We start from the raw sequence: 17508 nt of genomic DNA, 5'->3' as shown, positions 1-17508 counted from the left end.
TTCTTCGTGTTGGGGTGTGCGGCCGTCACGCCCAGCTGACGCCCGTCAGACGCTCGTAGGCCTCCACGTACTTCGCCCGGGTCGCCTCGACGATCTCCTGCGGCAGCGGCGGCGGGGGCTGCTCGCCCGTGCGGTCCCAGCCGGAGGCGGGGGACGTCAGCCAGTCCCGGACGAACTGCTTGTCGAACGACGGCTGGGAGCGGCCCGGCTCCCACCGGTCGGCGGGCCAGAAGCGGGAGGAGTCCGGGGTGAGCACCTCGTCGGCGAGGACGAGCGTGTCGCCGTCGTGTCCGAACTCGAACTTGGTGTCCGCCAGGATGATCCCGCGCTCGCGGGCGATGTCACGGGCACGGCCGTACACCGCGAGGGTCGCCTGCCGCAGCTGGGTGGCGGTCTCGGCGCCGACCTGACGGGCGACCTCCTCGTAGGAGACGTTCTCGTCGTGCTCGCCGACCGCGGCCTTGGTGGCGGGCGTGAAGATCGGCGCGGGCAGCTCCGAGCCGTCCACCAGCCCCTCGGGGAGGGCGAGGCCGCACACCGTGCGGGAGTCCCGGTACTCGACGAGGCCCGAGCCGGTCAGATAGCCCCGGGCCACGCACTCCACCGGGACCATCCGCAGGGACTTGCAGACCAGCGTCCGGCCGGCCCAGTCGGCCGGGGCCCCGGGCGGCAGCTCGGTGCTCAGGACGTGGTTCGGGACCAGATCGCGGAGCTGGTCGAACCACCAGAGCGACAGCTGGGTGAGGATCCGGCCCTTGTCCGGGATCTCGGTCGGCAGCACCCAGTCGAATGCGGACGTACGGTCGCTGGCGACCATCACGAGGTCGCCCGCCTCGTTCTGGTACAGCTCGCGCACCTTGCCGGTGTGCAGATGTACCAGACCCGGCACCTGGACGGGCTCGGGCTTTTCGACGAATCCGGACACGGTTCCTCCCCGTGGTTCTGTCCAATTGGCTCGATTCTCCCGTATGCGAGGAGCGAGTCCGGCGCGGGGGCGGGTGGCGGGCGGGTCGGGGGGCGGTGGGGGATGGGTCGAAGGGCGGTGGCGGGGGGGCCAGAGGGCGGTGGGGGGATGGGCTGAAGGCGGTGGCGGGCGGGTCCAGAGGTCGGTGGGGGGACGGGCCGAGGACCGGGGCGGGCGGGCAGGGGGCCGGTGGGGGACGGCTCGGGGACCGGGGCGGACGGGCGAGGCGCCGATATGCGACGGGCCCGAGGGCAGGGGCGGACGGGCCGGGAGCCGGTACGGGACGGGCCCGAGGGCAGGGGCGGGCGGGCCGGGAGCCGGTACGGGACGGGCCCGGACCAGGAGCGGACAGCCCGCAGACCAGGGGCGGACCCGTCGGAAAGCGATACGGGACGGGCCCCGGAGCAGGGGCCGACAAGCCGAGAGCCGCTACGGGACGGGCCAGGAGCTGCGGGGACCGGGGGTGGACGGGTCGGAAGGCGGTACGGGACGGGCCCGGGGTCAGGAGCGGATAGGCCAAAGAGCGCGGGCGGACGGGTCGGAAGGCGGTACGGGACGGGCCCAGGGCCAGGGGCCGACAGGCCGGGAGCCGATACGGGACGGGCCCGGAACTAGGGCGGACAGGCCGCAGACCAGGGCCGGACGGGTCGGGTGCCGATACGGGACGGCCCGAGGTCAGGAGCGGATAGGCCAAAGAGCGCGGGCGGACGGGCCCAGGGCCAGGGGCCGACAGGCTGGGAGCCGATACGGGACGGGCCCGGAATCAGGGCCGACCGGCCGCAGACCGGGGGCGGACGGGTCGGGAGCTGCGGGAATTGGGGGCGGATGGGTCGGAAAGTGGTGCGGGACGGGCCGGGGGAGGTCAGTCCCGCTTGCAGATGCGGTCCAGGAGGTTCGCCGTCGCCTGCTGGATACGGGCGTCCGTGTGGCCCGGGCGGTCCAGCGCGGGAGACCAGGCGAACGTTCCCGACGCGAAGACCAGGGCTCCCGACGGCGCCCGGTACAGGGAGGTCTCCTGATGACGCAGAACACCCTCGCCGTCCCGGTACGGGGAGTGAGCGAGCAGGATGCGGCCCTGATGCTCGGGCAGCGGCGCCCGGGGGAAGTAACGGTCCGCCTCCCCGGCGACCATCCCGTCCAGTTCGTCACCGTCGTGGGCGCCGGTCGACTCCCACAGCCAGTGCTCGGCGTTACGGACGACGAGGGGGTGGGGCTCGGGGACCCGTCCCGCGTACTGGATGCCGATCATCTCCTGCTCGGGACGGTCGACCTCCCGCCACAGCGCGGGCTTGCCCGGCCCGCGGCGCTTCCTGCAGGTGAGCAGCCGGTCCGGCACCCCGGAAGGGGAGGGGCCCAGCTCCACCTGCCAGTACATGGTGTTGGCGGACAGGAACACCAGCGAGGTGCCGTGCTCGCGGGCGAGCTCCACGGTGCGGCGCATGTGCGCCGACCAGTACTCATCGTGTCCGGGGAAGACCAGGCCGCGGTAACGGGTGGGATCGACGCGGCCCGCATGCAGATCGCGGGCGTCGGCGTAGGCGATGTCATAGCCGTAACGTTCGGCCCAGCGGATGAAGTCGTAGGCGTGGCCCACATGCAGGGGCAGGCCGGCGCCCGCGTACGGGCGGTCGAAGGAGACCGTGGTGGCTGCGTCGGCCTCGCCGAGCAGCCGGCCGTTCTCGTCCCAGGCGTGGTAGAGGCTGGCGCCGGTGCGCCCGTCCTCCGGATAGAGGTTGTACGCCTGCCAGGTGATGTCGGGCAGCAGCAGGAGCAGATCCGCCGGGCGGCCGTCGCGGACGGTGAAGGGCACATGGGAGCGGTAGCCGTCGGCGGTGGTGAGGACGGCGACATACGCGCCGATGCTCCAGTACGAGGGGATCTGCAGCCGCCACGAAAGCCACCAGTGGTGGCAGGAGACCGTGCGGTCGGCGGTGAGCGGGGGTGGCTGGACGATGCCGGACAGACGGGGGCTGGTGGTGATCTTCGACGCCCCGTCGCCGTCGTAGTGCCCGATCCGATACACGTCGACGGCGAACTCCTGGGGCGGGTCGACGGTGATGTGGAAGTCGATGGCGTCGCCCGGCGCGACCGCGCCCGTCGACGCGAAGCCCTTGATCTGGCGGTGTACGTCGTCTGCTGAGCGCGGGCCACTGGTGCGGGGCGCCGGGACACGGGCACCTTTGGGCCCCTGGGCCGGAATGTGGGCCGGTGCCGGATCCACGTACCACGGGACCACCTGGCCGGTGTCGTCGAAGTACGTCTCACTTCCCCGGAGCCAGGGAACGGGGCCCTGGCCGAAAGGATCCGTCACGGCATGCGCGAGAGCGCCCGACTCCCAGCGGCGGATGTGCTCCGACCCCATGTGATGTCCCCTCCCTCGTCCCCCGTGAGCCCTCGTCAGCTCTTGCCCTGGCATGTGCCTCGTGCGCGTTCGATCCCAGCACATCACATTACGCACGCACTCCGTCACCGTTCGTCGTGAATTGACGTGAACGGAATGGGATTCTGCGGCCAGGGGTCGGGCTTGCGGATTCGGCGCACTTGATGTCTCCGCAGGTGGGCGGGGCGGGAGGGCCGACGGGTGCGACGGGTGCGGGCGGGAGCGGAGTGCGGGCCGGTTCGGGCTGGAGGGGGCGCCGGTGCCGTGTGGCCGGATGTCAGACCAACCGGACCGGCTTCTCCGGACGCACGCCCAGGTCCTGCAGCCAGGTGCGCAGCGGGGCCGGGTCGCCCTCCTCGACCAGGGTGAGGACCCGGGGGCCCAGGTCTGCCGCGCGTTGGCCCCTGACCAGAAGGGAGGGGCCGTCCAGCCAGTCGAGCCCCGGTGCCGCCCCGGCCGTGTCCGTCGCGGCGCAGCACACCATCGCGGTGACGTGGTCCACGAGCAGCTCCCGGCCGGTGCGGGGCGGCTGGAGCGGGAACAGCGGGAGCACCGCCTCGTCCCACAGCGCCGGGTCCGGTCCCGGCGGCTGCCCCGTTTCCCCGCCGCCCGGTGTCCGGCCGGCGGCCGCCTCCTCGCGCTCCATCGCGGCGCTGAGCCCCGCGACCAGGGCGGCGGCCCGCACACTGGCGACCACGCCGTCGTCATCCGGGGCGGCGGCCGCCGGAACATCGTGCTCGGTCCCCGGCGCCCGGACCGTCAGGTACTGCAGCACCCGCTCCAGCGTCGGGCCGTTCGCACCGGGCACCGCAGAGGGCAGGGGCTGGTGGACGCCCAGGGCGTCCAGGACGCGCTGGAGACGGGCCGCGTCGGTGCGCCACTTGCGGTCGACGACCTCCTCCGGATACTCCTGCCAGGCCACCGGAGCCCACTCCGGGCCTGGCTCGGTCGGGCCTCCGTGGAAGAGCCGGGCCGCGAGCAGCGAGGCAGCCTCGTCGACAAGGCCCGGCTCCTCGAGCAGGTCGCAGGCCGGTCGCTCGCCCAGCCGGGAGGCGAAGCCCTCGGCCAGCCGGTCCCGTCGCGACAGCTCCGTCAGCGCCGCCACCACCCCCGCGTCCAGTCGCGAGGGCCAACGGCCCATCCGCCAGGCCGGCAGTGCGACCCGGGTCAGCAGGCGATCCCAGCCCGCGTACGCCAGCCCCACCTGCTCCTGCGCGACGATCCGCAGACCGTAGTCCACAGCCTGTGCACGCTCGGCCGCGGCCGCCGCCACCCCCCGCTCCATCTCCGCCGCATGCCCCCGGCAGCTCCGCAGCAGCAGGCGGGCCACCCAGCCGACTCCGGCCAGCGCCCAACGCGCCAGGGCGCCGTGCTCGGCTGCGGACGTCACGGCGACGGCGGCGTCCAGCCCCCGTACGAAACGGCGGGCCGCCGCTATGTCCGGGTGCGCCGACGGTCCCGTACCGGCCACGACGGGGGCGAGGACCGCGCGCAGCTCGCCCACCCGCATCCACCACAGGAACGGCGAGCCTATGACGAGCACGGGCGCGGTCGGGGCCCGGTGGGGCCGCGGGGACGACAGGCCGCGTATTCCCCGAGCCGCGGATATCTCCTCCCCGCTGCGGGACGGCGGGCCGTGGGCCCGGTGCGTTCGGTCCTCCAGCCAGCTGTCGCAGTCGGGAGTGAGCGCTATCGCGGACGGCGCGGGGACGTCCAGCCGGTCGGCCAGGTCCCGGACCATCCGGTACAGGTCGGGGGCCGCCGCCTCCGCGATCGGGACCGTCGGGCTGACGGCGGGGCGGGCGCGGGCGACGACCAGGGCGATACCGGCGGCGGAGAGCAGGACGACAGCGGCGACGGCGGTCACCACCCAGCCGGCGATCCCCCAGTTCCGGCCTCTGATGTGGCCGGTGGAGCCGCCGACCAGGAGCACGACGGCGACGGCGGCGGGCAGCAGTGCGACGGCCAGTGCCCTGCCGCGGATCCGCAGCACGGCAAGGGCCCGTGAGCGCGCTGCCTGCGCGCCCGCCTCCACACCCATACCGGTCACGACCGGACGTCACCCCCTCTGTCCCGGCTCTGTGCAGCCCGCCTGCGTCCGGCGCTCCCTGCGCCGTGACGGTTTCCGCCGTGTCCTTCGCCGTGCTCGCCGCCGGACACCCGTGCGTTGCTCACTCCCCCACTGTGGCACCCGTCACTGACATCGCAATGCAAGTGGGCCAAGTGCCGGAACCGCCTGCGCCGCACCCTAGTTGGGGCCCCGGCCCTCGTCAGCCGGATGGGTCACCGCTCACTCGATGGAATGGCTTTGGGGAAAGGTGGGTGACGCAGGGCGAGGACCAGGCCCCGGTTCGCGTCCTCCCCGCACACGGTACGGGCCCCGAATCCGGAGACGGATTCGGGGCCCATGGGGTTCATCGGGCGTCGGGCGCGGGCTCAGGCCCGGGCGGCGGCCTCCGCGGCCTTCGCCGCGATGTCCGTACGGTGCTGGGAGCCCTCGAGCCGGATGCGGTCCACCGCCGTGTACGCCCGCCGGCGCGCCTCGGCGAGGTCCGCGCCGGTCGCCGTGACGGACAGCACGCGGCCGCCCGCGCTCACCACCGCGTCGCCCTCGCGCCTGGTGCCCGCGTGCAGGACATACGCCTGCGGCGCGTCCTCGGCCGCCACCTCGTCGAGGCCGGTGACCGGGTCTCCGGTGCGCGGGGTGCCCGGGTAGTTGTGCGAGGCCACGACCACGGTGACGGCCGCCTCATCGCTCCAGCGCAGGGGGCCGACGTCGGCCAGGGTGCCGTTCGCCGCGGCCAGCAGCACACCGGCGAGCGGGGTCTGCAGCCGGGCGAGGACGACCTGGGTCTCCGGGTCGCCGAAACGGGCGTTGAACTCGATGACGCGCACCCCGCGCGAGGTGATCGCCAGGCCCGCGTACAGCAGACCGGAGAAGGGGGTGCCGCGGCGGCGCATCTCGTCGACGGTCGGCTGCAGAACGGTCCGCAGGACTTCCTCGACCAGCTTCGGGTCGGCCCAGGGAAGCGGCGAGTACGCGCCCATGCCGCCGGTGTTCGGCCCCTCGTCGCCGTCCAGGGCGCGCTTGAAGTCCTGCGCGGGCTGGAGCGGCAGGACCGTCTCGCCGTCGGTGACGGCGAACAGGGACACCTCGGGGCCGTCCAGGAACTCCTCGATGACGACGCGCTCGCAGAGGGCCGCGTGCGCCCGCGCGGCGTCGATATCGGCGGTGACGACGACGCCCTTGCCGGCGGCGAGGCCGTCGTCCTTCACGACGTACGGGGCGCCGAAGGCGTCGAGCGCCTCCTCGATCTCGTCGGCGGTGGTGCAGACGTACGAACGTGCGGTGGGCACGCCCGCCGCCGCCATCACGTCCTTGGCGAACGCCTTGGAGCCCTCCAGCTGCGCGGCCTCCCTGGAGGGGCCGAAGACGGGGATCCCGGCCGCGCGCACGGCGTCCGCGACACCCGCGACGAGCGGTGCCTCCGGACCCACCACGACCAGTCCGGCACCGAGCTCCGTGGCCAGTGCGGCCACGGCGCCCCCGTCGAGGGCGTCGACCTGGTGCAGCTGGGCCACCTCGGCGATGCCCGCGTTGCCGGGGGCACAGTGCAGCGCGGTGACCTGGGGGTCGAGGGACAGAGAACGGCACAGGGCGTGTTCGCGGGCACCGCTACCGATGACGAGGACGTTCACGGGGGTCAGCCTAACGGTCGCGGGGCGGTGACCTTGTCGGGGCCGCCGAAGGGGGGCCGGGCAGGGGTTTGTGGCTTTACACAGGTCCGGCGTTACCGACCGTGCCCTGTCGGTCGGATACTCCTCATTCGGCGGAGACTCCTCATTTCATTCGCCGGAGTCTCCTCATTCGTTGGAGAACTCCTCCACCACGGTCGCGCCCAGCTCCCGGACGATCAGTTCATGGCCGGAGAGGGCCGACTCGTCGAGGTCGGGGTCGTCGTCCTCCGGCATGTCGTCCTCGGGGGCGACCGCGTGCCGCGCCGGGGCGGCGGGCGCCGCCGGGGACGGCGCGGAGGCAGGACCGGCCGGGGCCGCCGGTGCGGCCGGACGCGCCGGCGGTGCCGACTGCTGAGGGGCGGGACGCGGCGCCGCCGGTGCGCCTCCGCCGTAGCCACCGCCTCCGCCGGAGTGGGAGCCGCCGCCGAAGCCGGAGCCTGAGCCCGAGGAGGCCGGAGAGGCCGCGCCGCCGGACGGGTCGACGATCGCCTCGATCTTCCACTGCACATTGAACTGCTCGGCCAGGGACTGTCGCAGGACGTCCTCGCTGCCGCTGCTCAGGAAGTTGTCCCGGGCGCCCGCGTTCACGAAGCCGAGCTGCAACGTCGTCCCGTCGAAGCCCGCCACCTGTGCGTTCTGGCTCAGCAGGATCCAGGTGAAGCGGCGACGGTTCTTCACCGCCTCCAGGATGTTCGGCCAGAGCATGCGGGGGTCGAGGCCGCCGGAAGCCGGGGCGGAACCCCCGGCCGGTGCGGAAGAGGCGGCCGGAGCGGGTGCGGTGGGAGCCGGGGCGGCCGCGGGGCCGGACGGTGGCGCCGGAGGCCGACCTTGAGGCTGGCCCCCGCCCGCGGGCGTCGCCGTAGGCCATCCGCCGGGCCGTCGGCCGCCGGTGGCGGAAGCGGTGGGCCAGGCACCGGGAGTGGCGGCGCCCGCCGGAGCCCGGGGCGGAGCGGGGGCGGCGGCCGGAGGCTCCTCAGCCGAGGCGGCGGGGGCCGTATCCCGGGGTGCGGAAGGCGGAGCCGCGACGGGGGGCGGCCCACTGTCGTGGCCACCGGGTCCCCCGGCCCCGTGCGGACCCGCGCCCGTGCCGGGTGCCGCCGCACCGCCGGTTCCGCCGGTCCGCACCGCCGCCCGGGCCGCCGCGGCACCCCCGCCGGGCGGGACGGGCGCCGCGTCCTGCGGCACCGGCCCCCCGGCCGTCGCGCCGTGCGCCCCGGGGCCCGGGACGTAACCCATGGCGGGGCCCACGCCGCCGCCGGAGAAGTCGACGCCCCGCTCCAGGCGGTCCAGCCGGGCCATGACCGACCGCTCGTCCCCGTAGGCGGCGGGGAGCAGCACACGCGCGCAGATCAGCTCGAGCTGGAGCCGGGGCGAGGTCGCACCCCGCATCTCGGTGAGCCCCTCGTTGACGAGGTCGGCGGCGCGGCTGAGCTCGGCCGGGCCGAACACGCCCGCCTGGGCCTGCATCCGCTCCAGTACGTCGGCGGGGGCGTCGATGAGCCCCTTCTCGGCGGCGTCGGGCACCGCGGCGAGGATCACCAGGTCCCGCAGCCGCTCCAGCAGGTCGGCGACGAACCGACGGGGATCGTTGCCCCCCTCGATGACCCGGTCCACGACCTCGAAGGCGGCGGCCCCGTCCCCGGACGCGAAGGCCTCGACGACGGAGTCGAGGAGCGAGCCGTCCGTGTATCCGAGAAGCGAGGTGGCCATGGCGTACGTCACACCCTCGGCGCCCGCACCGGCCAGCAGCTGATCCATGACGGACATGGAGTCGCGCACGGACCCCGCGCCCGCGCGCACGACGAGCGGCAGAACTCCGTCCTCGACGGGGATGGCCTCCTTCCGGCACACCTCGCCGAGGTACTCCCGCAGGGTGCCCGGCGGGACGAGCCGGAAGGGGTAGTGATGGGTGCGCGAGCGGATGGTCCCGATTACCTTCTCCGGCTCGGTGGTGGCGAAGATGAACTTGAGGTGCTCGGGCGGCTCCTCGACGACCTTCAGCAGCGCGTTGAAACCGGCCGACGTGACCATGTGGGCCTCGTCGATGATGTAGATCTTGTACCGGCTGCTCGCGGGTCCGAAAAAGGCCTTCTCACGCAGGTCACGGGCGTCGTCCACACCACCGTGCGACGCGGCGTCGATCTCGATGACGTCGATGGAGCCCGGTCCCGTCCTGGCCAGGTCGCGGCAGGACTGGCACTCGCCGCACGGAGTCGGCGTCGGGCCCTTCTCGCAGTTCAGGCAGCGTGCCAGGATGCGTGCGCTGGTCGTCTTGCCGCAGCCGCGGGGCCCGCTGAACAGGTACGCGTGATTGACCCGGTTGTTCCGCAGCGCCTGCTGCAGCGGGTCGGTGACATGCTCCTGCCCGATGACCTCGGCGAAGGACTCCGGGCGATAGCGGCGGTACAGCGCGAGAGACGACACGCTTACGAGGTTATAGGCGCCCACCGACAACACGCCCCGCCTCGAGCCGCTCCCCCGCGAGGCCGCCCGCCCCTTCCGGGAAGGCGCTTCCTCCCCCGGAAACACAGAAGACCCCTCACGCACCCGCCAGAGCCGACCTACCCTTGCTGCCTTCCGGCCCTGGGGGAGTTCAGTCAGATAGCGCCGCGTGAGGGGCTGAGCCCCAGCCTACCCGATCGACCGGGTCCCGAACGAGTTCGCTAGCACTCCCCGGCGTCATGTAATGTTTCCGGCGGAGGATTCGCCTAGAGGCCTAGGGCGCACGCTTGGAAAGCGTGTTGGGGGCAACCCCTCACGAGTTCGAATCTCGTATCCTCCGCCAGTGCCTCACCGGGCACGATGTCGAAGGGCCCCACCGTTCGCGGTGGGGCCCTTCGACGTGCGTGGTCTCAGTTTTGGTCTCATTCGCCTCCGAAGGAGCCCCACAGCTTCTCGCCGACCTGATCCGCGACCTTCCGGAGCATGAGCCCGGTCACATGCATGTAGCGAGCCCGCATCCGCGCGGCGCCACCCGGCTCCCAGCCCATGATCGCGTCCACGATGACGTCCGGGACACCGAGCACGAGGAGGACCGTGGCCGCCGTGTGGCGGGCGTCATGGAGGCGCCCGTCCCGCACGCCCGCGTCCCGGAGGAGCCGTTTCCACACGTGGTAGTCGGTGTTCGGGCTCAGCGGACCACCAGTCGGCGACGTGAAGACGTAGCCCTTGTCTTCCCAGTCGGCTCCGGCCTCCGTGCGCTCCCGGTCCTGCTCTTCCTTGTGCTTGCGGAGCAGCTTGATCAGTGGGTCAGGCAGGCCAACCGTCCGGCGGCCGGAACGTGACTTGGTGTTCTTGTGCTCGCGCCGGATCTGCTCGCGCTTGGGGCAGTACCCGGGCTTCCTGCCGCACGGCTCGTCTCCGCAGCCATGCTGGTACCTCGGCCGGAGCCGGTTCCGCCGAATGCGGAGGTACCCGGCGTCCAGGTCCACGTCATCCCACTGGAGCGCGAGGGCTTCTCCCTGTCGGAGGCCGAGCGCGAGGGCCACGACCCAGCGTGCGCTGTTGCGGAGCTTGGACGCTTCCAGGAGCAGGCTCTGTACCTCCTCGATGGTGTACGGCTCCACTTCCTCCTCTTCGAGCCGGGGAGCCCGGGCGATCTCGGCGACGTTGCGAGAGACGTGCCCGCGCCGCCTGGCCTCGGCGAGCGCCACCCGCACAGTGCGGTGCACGTGATGTGCCGTCCCGGCTTTGCTGCCCTCGCGCTGCATCTTGGCGTAGAAGGCTTCCAGATGTTCCGGCTCCAGGCGGTCGAGGCGGTGAGCGCCGATGCCCGGAACCAGGTGTACCCGTACGTCCACCTCGTACCCGGCGTACGTGTTCTCGGAGACGTACTTCTTCGCGATCTCGTACACCCAGTGCTCCAGCCAGCTGCCAAGCGTCCACTTCTCACCCGGCTTGCTGAGGTTCCCAGAGTCGCGCTTGCGCTCGATGTCCCTAACGGCTTTGACGACTTCCGCCTTGGTCTTACGGCCGACGTGCCGCCGGTCGGGTTTGCCGTCTGGACGGATACCTACGGTCACACGGCCGTGCCATCGGCCATCGGCGCCCTTGTAGATCGAGGCCGCGCCGTTCGGCTCCCGGGTCCGCTTCACCATCACGCATCACCCATGGAAGAGGCGGAGGCGCCACGGAGACGGCCGACGTACGCGACGAGGGCGTCTACGGGGATGCGCCGCAGGCTGCCGACCTTGACTGACTCCAGTTCACCCGAGGCGATAAGAGCGAAGCACGTTGTGCGGCCGATGCCCAGTCGGCGGGCAGCTTCTTCGACCGTGAGGAGAAGAAGCGTCGGATCAGCGGTCGTCGGGTCGAGTGTGGCTGCGACTGTGGTCATTTCTCCCCCTTAGAATCCAGGCCGAGCAAGATCAAAATGGGGCGGGCCGGCACGAGCGTTGAGCCGCCGCAGACGGGGCACGGGAAGCGGGACTCAGTGGAGTGACGCCCGGAGCCGCCGCACTCCAGACAGGCGGTCCACTCGTTGGCCATGAAGGCAGTCCAGCAAGCGGCACAATCGGTGCAAGGAAGTTCGCGGCACACTTGGCAGTCCGATCCCGGCACCCGCCGCAAGCGTTCACGCATGGTCGGCTCCTCCTGAGGCGGCCAGTTCTTCACGGGCGGTTTGGCGGTTGAGCTGGAGATCACGGGCGATCGAGGCGGCAAGGACCGACTCACCGGGCGTGTGACCGTGTCCGGCGTACTGCCAGTCAGCGAGCACGAGGACGGTGTCCGGCTCGACGTCGTCCAGGCCGAGGGCGCCACGTTCCTGGGCGGCGCGGTAGTCGGCGCGTGCCTGGCGGAGGGCACCGAGGGTGGTGGAGTAGCGGCGCGACTTGGAGCTGAAGTGGCCGCGGAAGCCGAGCATGTGGGCCCAGCGAGCAAGGTGACGGTCGGGGTAGAGCGGCTGCAGCTCGACGCAGGCAGCCATGAGGCGGCGGGCGTGATCGGGGACGTCCAGCCGGGCGAGGTCTTCGCCTAGGCCGGTGCCGTGGCAGGTGACACAGCGGCTGAGGGGTGAACCAGCGCGGTCGTACAGGCGGGATCGGCCCGTTCCCCGGCACGAGCGGCAGTAGACGGCCGTGTCAGGGGTGCCGGTGTTCTCCGCGGCTTTGGTGGCGTACTTGGCGACGTAGGAGGCCACGGCTTGTTCCGTGATCTCGGAGCCGTCGCCGAACGCCTTCACGGGTCGGACATCGAGCTGTCGGCCCCAGCGCAGACGCCAGCCGTTGACATATCCAGCCTCTTCGTTGGGGGGCACCGTGATCGTGGTGTACGGGTGCTCGGCAGCAGCCCGGATCGCGTCGGTGAGCAGGTCGGTACTGGCCCAGGACGGCGGCGGCGAGTCGGATCCGTCCGGTCCGTCGAGGCGGATCACGGCATGGAAGTGGACGGCGCCACGCTTCTGGAACTCAGCGACCTTGCCGTAGGAGACGCGGCAGACCTCGGCGAGTTCGCGCTGCGTCAGCCCGGCCCGCTTGGCGATCTCACGGCGGAGCCGGTTGACGAAGCGCACCCACAGTTCCCCGGCGTGGTTATTGAAGAGCACGGCAGCCGCGTAGTCGTAGGAGGCCGGATCGAGTGGCGTACCGAGAGCCGAGTCTTCCGGGGCGTGCCGTGCCCCGCAGCGGCAGACGCCACGGTCGGGCCGGTTGTGGACGGGGCCGAACGAGGGGGCGGTGAAGGTGGCGAACACCCGCGGGTGCTCCCGGACGGTGGCGGGGATGTCCTTGTCCGGGTTACCAGCGAGCCCGGCGCGGATCAGGTGGAAGGTGTCGCCGGCGTAGGTCCAGGCGCAGGCGGGGCAGCGGGAGGCGCGGCGGTTGCCGCAGGCGACGCGGAGCCGTCCGCCGGGTTCGTTATCAGTGCTGTAGTGGTGCAGGGTCTCGCCGGTGGTCTTGTCCTTGTGGACGATCCAGCCGCGCAGGTGGATGGGGTCGGCACAGCCGCCGGTGCGCTTGACCTGGTCTTGCCAGCGGTCGAAGCCCGGGGCCCCGGCCACCTGGAGGAGGTCCCCCAGGGTGTCCGGGTCCAGGCCCGCGAAGGTCGCGGTGTCGCTCACGCGGCTCCCTCCGAGGTGGTTTCGGTGATGTGGTCCAGGGCCATGGCGGCTTCCTCAGCGGCGCGGGCCAGGGCGCGCAGGGCGTCAGCGGATCCCGGTGGAGCAATCAGCGCCACGTCAATGAAGTCGCCGCCGATACGGAGGCTGACGAAGCCGTCATCGTCGGGCGTGGGGGCGAACACGTTCACGCGCATGGTGGTGTCGGGTTCCAGATGCGCCGAGGTGGTGAGGGTCCTCATGTCGTCACCTCCCGGTCCGTGCGAGCGAGGCGGCGGGGCGGGTGTGGCCGGTGCCCTTGCAGGTGGGGCAGTCGACGCGGAGGGTGACGCGGGTGCCATCGGCGTGGCGGGTGCCGGTGTCGATGGCGACGGAGGCGAAGCCGTCGCAGTCGCAGCAGATCGGCATGCTCGGGTTGCTCTGAGGCATGATGGGCGGTGCCTTTCTGGTCCGTGGATCGGGAAGGGGAAGGCGCCCGGAGCGGCGGAAGTTTGGCGACCGAGGCCGCTCCGGGGGCCGGTCAGCGCCGCTTGGTCTCGGAGGCGAGCAGCGAGCGCAGGACGACGGCGACCACGGCGACCGAGACGCCGGTGATGGCGACCGCCAGGAGCATGGAGACGAGGACGGCGCCGACGACCAGGACGACGGCGGTGCCACCGCCGACGAGGGCGAGCACGGTGCCGGGGGTGAGCTGCACCACCGGCCGGGACGACGCCGGAATGGTCGGGGCGACCGGCGGGGTCTGGACGCCGGGGACGACGGCGGACGGCTCGATGACCGTGGGCGGGGTGACGTGCCCGGTCGGGGTGGGCATGGTCGGGATCTTCGGGCGGAGCATGATGGGACTCCCTTCCGAGCGGGGTTACTTGATCAGGCCGTTGATGGCCGGGGCGAGAACGCTGTCGGCGAGGAGGAACCCGCCGAGCAGGAGCACCGCGACGAGCCAGGCCGGCGGGCGGATGAGCTTGACGCCGAGGTAGCCGACGACGAGCAGCGCGAACCAGAGCGGGACCTGCATGACCGGGTCTCCTAGCGGACGCGGCAGCGGTGGGTGCGGGCGGCGAGCTGGGCGGCGGACTGGCTGGAGTAGTCGGCGGACCAACCGCAGTCGTCGGAGGTACACACGGCGGCGTGCTTGGTCTGGCCGTGGCGGTCGCGGTGGGTACCGATCTGGACCGGGCCGATCTGCATCACGGAGTGGAAGAAGTCGCGCATGGGCATGGCTGAACTCCTTGTCTGTCAGGTGAGTTGAACGGCGATCGCGTCGGCGAGGTGGGGCGGGACGCCGAGGCGGGCGCGCAGGGTGTCGGTATCGATCGGGGAGCCGGTACGGGCCTGATGGTCGGCGGCGACCTTGCGCGCGTGGGCGACCAGCGCGGCCGGGACCGGCACCGTCGGAACCTGGTCCGGGTCGGCGGCGGGCAGGGCCGGAGCGCCGTTGGCGGCCGGGGCGGGAGCAGGTTCGGGGTTCGGCTCCCTGTCGGGTTCGGGGGCTGCGGGTTGCGGCGGAACCGGCACCCGGTCCCGGGCCGGTGTCGGCGAGTGGGCGAGGAGGGTGCCACCGAGGAAGGCAAGGGCGGGCCATCCGGCGACGCCGAGGCGGAGCAGCGCGGGCGGATGGGCAAGGTCAAGGAATCCGGCGGTGGCGACGTTGGCACCGAGCGAGGCGACCAGGGCGACTAGGAACCAGCACCAGGCCAGCCGGGACGGCCCGTCGGCGCGGAGTCGTCGCCAGGCAGCGACCAGGAGCAGGTCAACCGAGATGGGGTAGGCCCAGGCTTTCCAGCCGGACTGTCCGGCTGCGGAGGCGAGGTCATGGAGGTGAGCGAAGGACAGGGCTCCGGCGATCACGGCCTGTACAAGCACGGCATCCGGGCGCAGTGCGGGGCGCATCGCGGGTCCTCCTTCCAGCGGGGTTGGGGCCGGGGTGGGGCGAGGATCGGCGTCCGGCCGCCCCATCCCTGGCGGGTGTTCAGTCGGTGAGGGCTTCGCCGGTGCCCCAGCAGGTCAGGCACAGGCCGGTCTGGTGGTCGTCAGTGATCCGGCTCTTGCGGGCGCCGACCCGGACGGCTTCGGTGATCTCGCCGTTGCCGTCGCAGTCCGGGCACTTGGCGGGCGCAGGTTTGGCAGTCTTGCGACGGGCGGCGGGCCGTTTCGCGGTGGCCACGGTCACGCCCCCTGGCCGGGGTATTGGGGGCCGTCGTTGGGGTCGTAGCCGGGCGGGAAGATCCCGGGCGGGGGCTCCGGCAGCGAGGCCGCCAAGCAGGGACCTACAGCGTCGATGAAGTCCTGGTCGGCGCCGGTGGTGTCGGCGTAGAGGGCGAGTTGGCCGAGCATCACCACGGTGCGGGCGAAGTCTTCGCAGTTAGGGCACATGGCGGGTGATCTCCTCCTTCGGGCATGGCTCGGGTAGGACCTGGCGCGAAGCGGTCGCGCCGACCGTGGAGCCGGAATGATCAGGCAGTGGCCGGGATGGACTCGACGGCCGGGGCGTCAACCGGCGCGGGGCCGTCGAGGGCGGGCCGGAACGGGGCCAGAGCGGGCAAGTCCGGGGTCAGGTCGGCGTGCCGGTTGCAGGTGTTCACGGCCTGACGGAGCGAGGTGTGCGGGGCGCGGATGCGGCTCCAGCCGCCGGTGGAGTCTGCGGCGATGGCTACGCCGGGCATATCGGTGGGGATCTGAACGGCGGTGAGTACGGCATCCGGGGCGATGTCGCCGAAGGCCATGTTCGCCGAGGTTTCGTCGTTGACGCGGTGGGCGGTCCGGCCGGTGAGCTGGGCGCGGAGCATGGTGATGCCCTTGCCGAGTTCGGAGCCGAAGCGCTGCCCGCAGATCTCCAGGTAGATGCCGGCAGCACGGCCGAGCTGAGCCAGCCGGGTCAATGCGGTGATGATCCGGTCCCGGCGCTTCTCCTCCTCCTTCGTAGCGAACAGGGCCAGCTCAGCGACCTCATCGACCAGAACCACGATCGGCACCGGCCGCAGATGTTCGGGCAGGCTCCAGATGTCGGCGGCGATCTCGGCATCCGGGACGTCAGCGGTGATCCGCTGCTCGGCACGGATGAGCTGATACACGTCCTGCATGTGCGCAACGAGCGCTTCCAGGAGTTCGGCCGCGGTATCCGGGTTGTCGGCCAGCCCGGAGAACCGACGGGCCAGCGGGAAGAGTTCGACTCCCTGCTTGCAGTCGATCCCGACCAGGGCCACGTGCTGCGGGGCGAGCGCGGCGACGAGGGTGCGCTGATAGACGGACTTGCCAGACTCGGTGGCGCCGACCGTGAGCGCGTGGGGCACGGCCCGGTAGTCCCGGTAGTGGACCGAGCCATCCTCACGCAGGGCAACCGGGACGTGCATGGAGCGGGTGTCGGTCTTGGCGGGCATCTGCACCCGCTTGAGCACGTCGTAGCCGGTCATCCGCACCTCCACCACACCCGAGCGCAGCTCACGCGAGGTGACGCCGTACATCGCGAAGGAGTGCCGTAACCGGTCACACGAGGCGGCGACATCGAAGGCATCCTGACCAGGGCGGAGCTTGAGCCGCAGAACCAGGCCCGTACGGGTCGGCCGTATCCGCAGGATGCGAGGAGCCCGCGGGCCAGGGACAGGCCGGTTCGTGGCCCGTGCCAGGGCCAGACGCCAGCGCGACGGCGGGACCGTCAGGCCGCAGGCGTCCATCACGGAGCCGTAGCGGACCAGGACCCGCAGTGCCGCGAGGGTGGCCCCGAAGGTCATCCAGTACCAGGTGGGGCGCCGCCACCGCAGGAGACCTGCGGTGACGACAACCAGCACCAGGGCGATGGCCAGCCAGGTCATGGCTCAAGCCGCCTTCGGCTTCGAGGCACCGGCAGCCAGCGAGGTGACCGCGACGGCGCGGAAGCTGATCCCGTGCCGCTTCTGGCCGTTGAACTCGTTCTCCCACGGCACGGCGACCAGACCGGTCACCGCGATCGAGCTGCCCATGGCCAGCTCACCGGAGATGTCCGGCTCGGCCACGGTGACCGTGATGACCTCCGCGTTGCCGTTCATCACGAACAGCACGTCCACGGTCACGAGCGTGTGACCAGTGTCCCGGTCAGTGGCGATCACACCGTTGCGCTTATCGCGCATCTTCGTCTGCGGAGGCTGAGCGACCATGAGGGTCGCGCCGTTCGTGTCGACGGGGATCTGACGCATGATGGAGTTCCCTTCGAGGGGCGGGAGCGGCGTACTTGCTTGGCGGTGGGTCGCCGCTCCTGTGCTGACGTTGAGCCAAAGCGCTCAGGCGCTTGGGTAGTTGGGCTTCCAACTGGTGCGCACCAACAGGTTGCATCTGGTGCGCACCAGATGTCAAGCGACGCCGCTGTCCGGCTTCTTCAACTCGCCTTCTTGCGAC

Annotated in this window: 18 protein-coding genes, 1 tRNA gene and 1 other RNA gene; 1 reads left to right on the top strand and 19 read right to left on the bottom strand. The window is 72.0% G+C overall.

The window, feature by feature from the left end; translation table 11 throughout:
• Positions 1 to 25: 25 nt before the first annotated feature.
• The 6 genes from LZ604_RS30510 to ffs form a co-directional block, all read right to left on the bottom strand.
• Positions 26 to 925, bottom strand: coding sequence for a phosphoribosylaminoimidazolesuccinocarboxamide synthase (locus tag LZ604_RS30510; RefSeq protein ID WP_234519082.1), 900 nt, complete (start codon positions 923 to 925; stop codon positions 26 to 28).
• A 901-nt stretch (positions 926 to 1826) separates the two neighbouring features.
• Complete coding sequence (locus LZ604_RS30505) at positions 1827 to 3326, bottom strand: N,N-dimethylformamidase beta subunit family domain-containing protein (protein WP_234519081.1); 1500 nt, start codon at positions 3324 to 3326, stop codon at positions 1827 to 1829.
• A 295-nt stretch (positions 3327 to 3621) separates the two neighbouring features.
• Complete coding sequence (locus tag LZ604_RS30500) at positions 3622 to 5385, bottom strand: M48 family metalloprotease (protein ID WP_234519140.1); 1764 nt, start codon at positions 5383 to 5385, stop codon at positions 3622 to 3624.
• A 395-nt stretch (positions 5386 to 5780) separates the two neighbouring features.
• A complete protein-coding gene (purD, locus tag LZ604_RS30495) occupies positions 5781 to 7043 on the bottom strand; it encodes a phosphoribosylamine--glycine ligase (RefSeq protein WP_234519080.1) in 1263 nt (420 codons plus the stop codon).
• Positions 7044 to 7208: 165 nt separating this feature from the next.
• Positions 7209 to 9506: a DNA polymerase III subunit gamma and tau gene (locus LZ604_RS30490; protein ID WP_234519079.1), complete on the bottom strand. Its 2298-nt coding sequence runs from the start codon at positions 9504 to 9506 to the stop codon at positions 7209 to 7211.
• A 103-nt stretch (positions 9507 to 9609) separates the two neighbouring features.
• Positions 9610 to 9706: signal recognition particle sRNA small type (ffs, locus tag LZ604_RS30485), an RNA gene on the bottom strand.
• Between the two features lie 73 nt (positions 9707 to 9779).
• Here ffs and LZ604_RS30480 point away from each other — a divergent pair.
• Positions 9780 to 9867: transfer RNA gene (locus tag LZ604_RS30480), tRNA-Ser, on the top strand.
• Between the two features lie 79 nt (positions 9868 to 9946).
• Here the strand turns inward: LZ604_RS30480 and LZ604_RS30475 are convergent.
• The 13 genes from LZ604_RS30475 to LZ604_RS30415 form a co-directional block, all read right to left on the bottom strand.
• Positions 9947 to 11179: a tyrosine-type recombinase/integrase gene (locus LZ604_RS30475; RefSeq protein WP_234519078.1), complete on the bottom strand. Its 1233-nt coding sequence runs from the start codon at positions 11177 to 11179 to the stop codon at positions 9947 to 9949.
• The gene (locus LZ604_RS30470; RefSeq protein WP_234519077.1) at positions 11179 to 11418 is read right to left on the bottom strand and encodes a helix-turn-helix domain-containing protein; all 240 of its coding nucleotides are present in this window, start codon (positions 11416 to 11418) and stop codon (positions 11179 to 11181) included. The genes LZ604_RS30475 and LZ604_RS30470 overlap by 1 nt, the downstream gene beginning before the upstream one ends.
• Positions 11419 to 11655: 237 nt before the next feature.
• Entirely contained in the window at positions 11656 to 13140 is a 1485-nt protein-coding gene (locus LZ604_RS30465) for a replication initiator (protein WP_234519076.1), read from the bottom strand.
• Positions 13137 to 13379 (bottom strand): hypothetical protein, encoded by a 243-nt coding sequence (locus tag LZ604_RS30460; RefSeq protein WP_234519075.1) that lies wholly within the window; start codon positions 13377 to 13379, stop codon positions 13137 to 13139. The genes LZ604_RS30465 and LZ604_RS30460 overlap by 4 nt, the downstream gene beginning before the upstream one ends.
• A gap of 4 nt (positions 13380 to 13383) precedes the next feature.
• Positions 13384 to 13566 (bottom strand): hypothetical protein, encoded by a 183-nt coding sequence (locus LZ604_RS30455; RefSeq protein ID WP_234519074.1) that lies wholly within the window; start codon positions 13564 to 13566, stop codon positions 13384 to 13386.
• A 91-nt stretch (positions 13567 to 13657) separates the two neighbouring features.
• The gene (locus LZ604_RS30450; RefSeq protein WP_234519072.1) at positions 13658 to 13975 is read right to left on the bottom strand and encodes a SpdD-like protein; all 318 of its coding nucleotides are present in this window, start codon (positions 13973 to 13975) and stop codon (positions 13658 to 13660) included.
• A gap of 24 nt (positions 13976 to 13999) precedes the next feature.
• On the bottom strand, positions 14000 to 14155 hold the full coding sequence (locus tag LZ604_RS30445) for a hypothetical protein (RefSeq protein WP_189708730.1): 156 nt from the start codon (positions 14153 to 14155) through the stop codon (positions 14000 to 14002).
• 11 nt (positions 14156 to 14166) lie between these two features.
• Positions 14167 to 14358, bottom strand: a complete 192-nt coding sequence (locus LZ604_RS30440; protein WP_030610028.1) for a mobile element transfer protein — start codon at positions 14356 to 14358, stop codon at positions 14167 to 14169.
• A gap of 18 nt (positions 14359 to 14376) precedes the next feature.
• Entirely contained in the window at positions 14377 to 15030 is a 654-nt protein-coding gene (locus LZ604_RS30435) for a DUF2637 domain-containing protein (protein WP_234519071.1), read from the bottom strand.
• Between the two features lie 79 nt (positions 15031 to 15109).
• The gene (locus tag LZ604_RS30430) at positions 15110 to 15304 is read right to left on the bottom strand and encodes a hypothetical protein (RefSeq protein WP_234519070.1); all 195 of its coding nucleotides are present in this window, start codon (positions 15302 to 15304) and stop codon (positions 15110 to 15112) included.
• A gap of 2 nt (positions 15305 to 15306) precedes the next feature.
• On the bottom strand, positions 15307 to 15513 hold the full coding sequence (locus LZ604_RS30425) for a hypothetical protein (protein WP_234519069.1): 207 nt from the start codon (positions 15511 to 15513) through the stop codon (positions 15307 to 15309).
• Positions 15514 to 15593: 80 nt separating this feature from the next.
• Positions 15594 to 16949: an FtsK/SpoIIIE domain-containing protein gene (locus LZ604_RS30420; protein ID WP_234519068.1), complete on the bottom strand. Its 1356-nt coding sequence runs from the start codon at positions 16947 to 16949 to the stop codon at positions 15594 to 15596.
• Between the two features lie 3 nt (positions 16950 to 16952).
• Positions 16953 to 17309, bottom strand: coding sequence for an SCO3933 family regulatory protein (locus LZ604_RS30415; protein ID WP_234519067.1), 357 nt, complete (start codon positions 17307 to 17309; stop codon positions 16953 to 16955).
• Between the last annotated feature and the right edge of the window lie 199 nt (positions 17310 to 17508).

Source organism: Streptomyces glomeratus (genome assembly GCF_021462825.1).
GTDB lineage: Bacteria > Actinomycetota > Actinomycetes > Streptomycetales > Streptomycetaceae > Streptomyces > Streptomyces glomeratus.
This window is presented reverse-complemented; position numbering and strand designations above follow the sequence as displayed.

Excerpts from the sequence above, each read along its gene's own strand:
- LZ604_RS30505 (WP_234519081.1), bottom strand. The coding sequence starts at position 3,326 with ATGGGGTCGGAGCACATCCGCCGCTGGGAGTCGGGCGCTCTCGCGCAT.
- LZ604_RS30500 (WP_234519140.1), bottom strand. The coding sequence starts at position 5,385 with ATGGGTGTGGAGGCGGGCGCGCAGGCAGCGCGCTCACGGGCCCTTGCC.
- LZ604_RS30475 (WP_234519078.1), bottom strand. The coding sequence starts at position 11,179 with ATGGTGAAGCGGACCCGGGAGCCGAACGGCGCGGCCTCGATCTACAAG.
- LZ604_RS30470 (WP_234519077.1), bottom strand. The coding sequence starts at position 11,418 with ATGACCACAGTCGCAGCCACACTCGACCCGACGACCGCTGATCCGACG.
- LZ604_RS30460 (WP_234519075.1), bottom strand. The coding sequence starts at position 13,379 with ATGAGGACCCTCACCACCTCGGCGCATCTGGAACCCGACACCACCATG.
- LZ604_RS30455 (WP_234519074.1), bottom strand. The coding sequence starts at position 13,566 with ATGCCTCAGAGCAACCCGAGCATGCCGATCTGCTGCGACTGCGACGGC.
- LZ604_RS30450 (WP_234519072.1), bottom strand. The coding sequence starts at position 13,975 with ATGCTCCGCCCGAAGATCCCGACCATGCCCACCCCGACCGGGCACGTC.
- LZ604_RS30445 (WP_189708730.1), bottom strand. The coding sequence starts at position 14,155 with ATGCAGGTCCCGCTCTGGTTCGCGCTGCTCGTCGTCGGCTACCTCGGC.
- LZ604_RS30440 (WP_030610028.1), bottom strand. The coding sequence starts at position 14,358 with ATGCCCATGCGCGACTTCTTCCACTCCGTGATGCAGATCGGCCCGGTC.
- LZ604_RS30435 (WP_234519071.1), bottom strand. The coding sequence starts at position 15,030 with ATGCGCCCCGCACTGCGCCCGGATGCCGTGCTTGTACAGGCCGTGATC.
- LZ604_RS30425 (WP_234519069.1), bottom strand. The coding sequence starts at position 15,513 with ATGTGCCCTAACTGCGAAGACTTCGCCCGCACCGTGGTGATGCTCGGC.
- LZ604_RS30420 (WP_234519068.1), bottom strand. The coding sequence starts at position 16,949 with ATGACCTGGCTGGCCATCGCCCTGGTGCTGGTTGTCGTCACCGCAGGT.
- LZ604_RS30415 (WP_234519067.1), bottom strand. The coding sequence starts at position 17,309 with ATGCGTCAGATCCCCGTCGACACGAACGGCGCGACCCTCATGGTCGCT.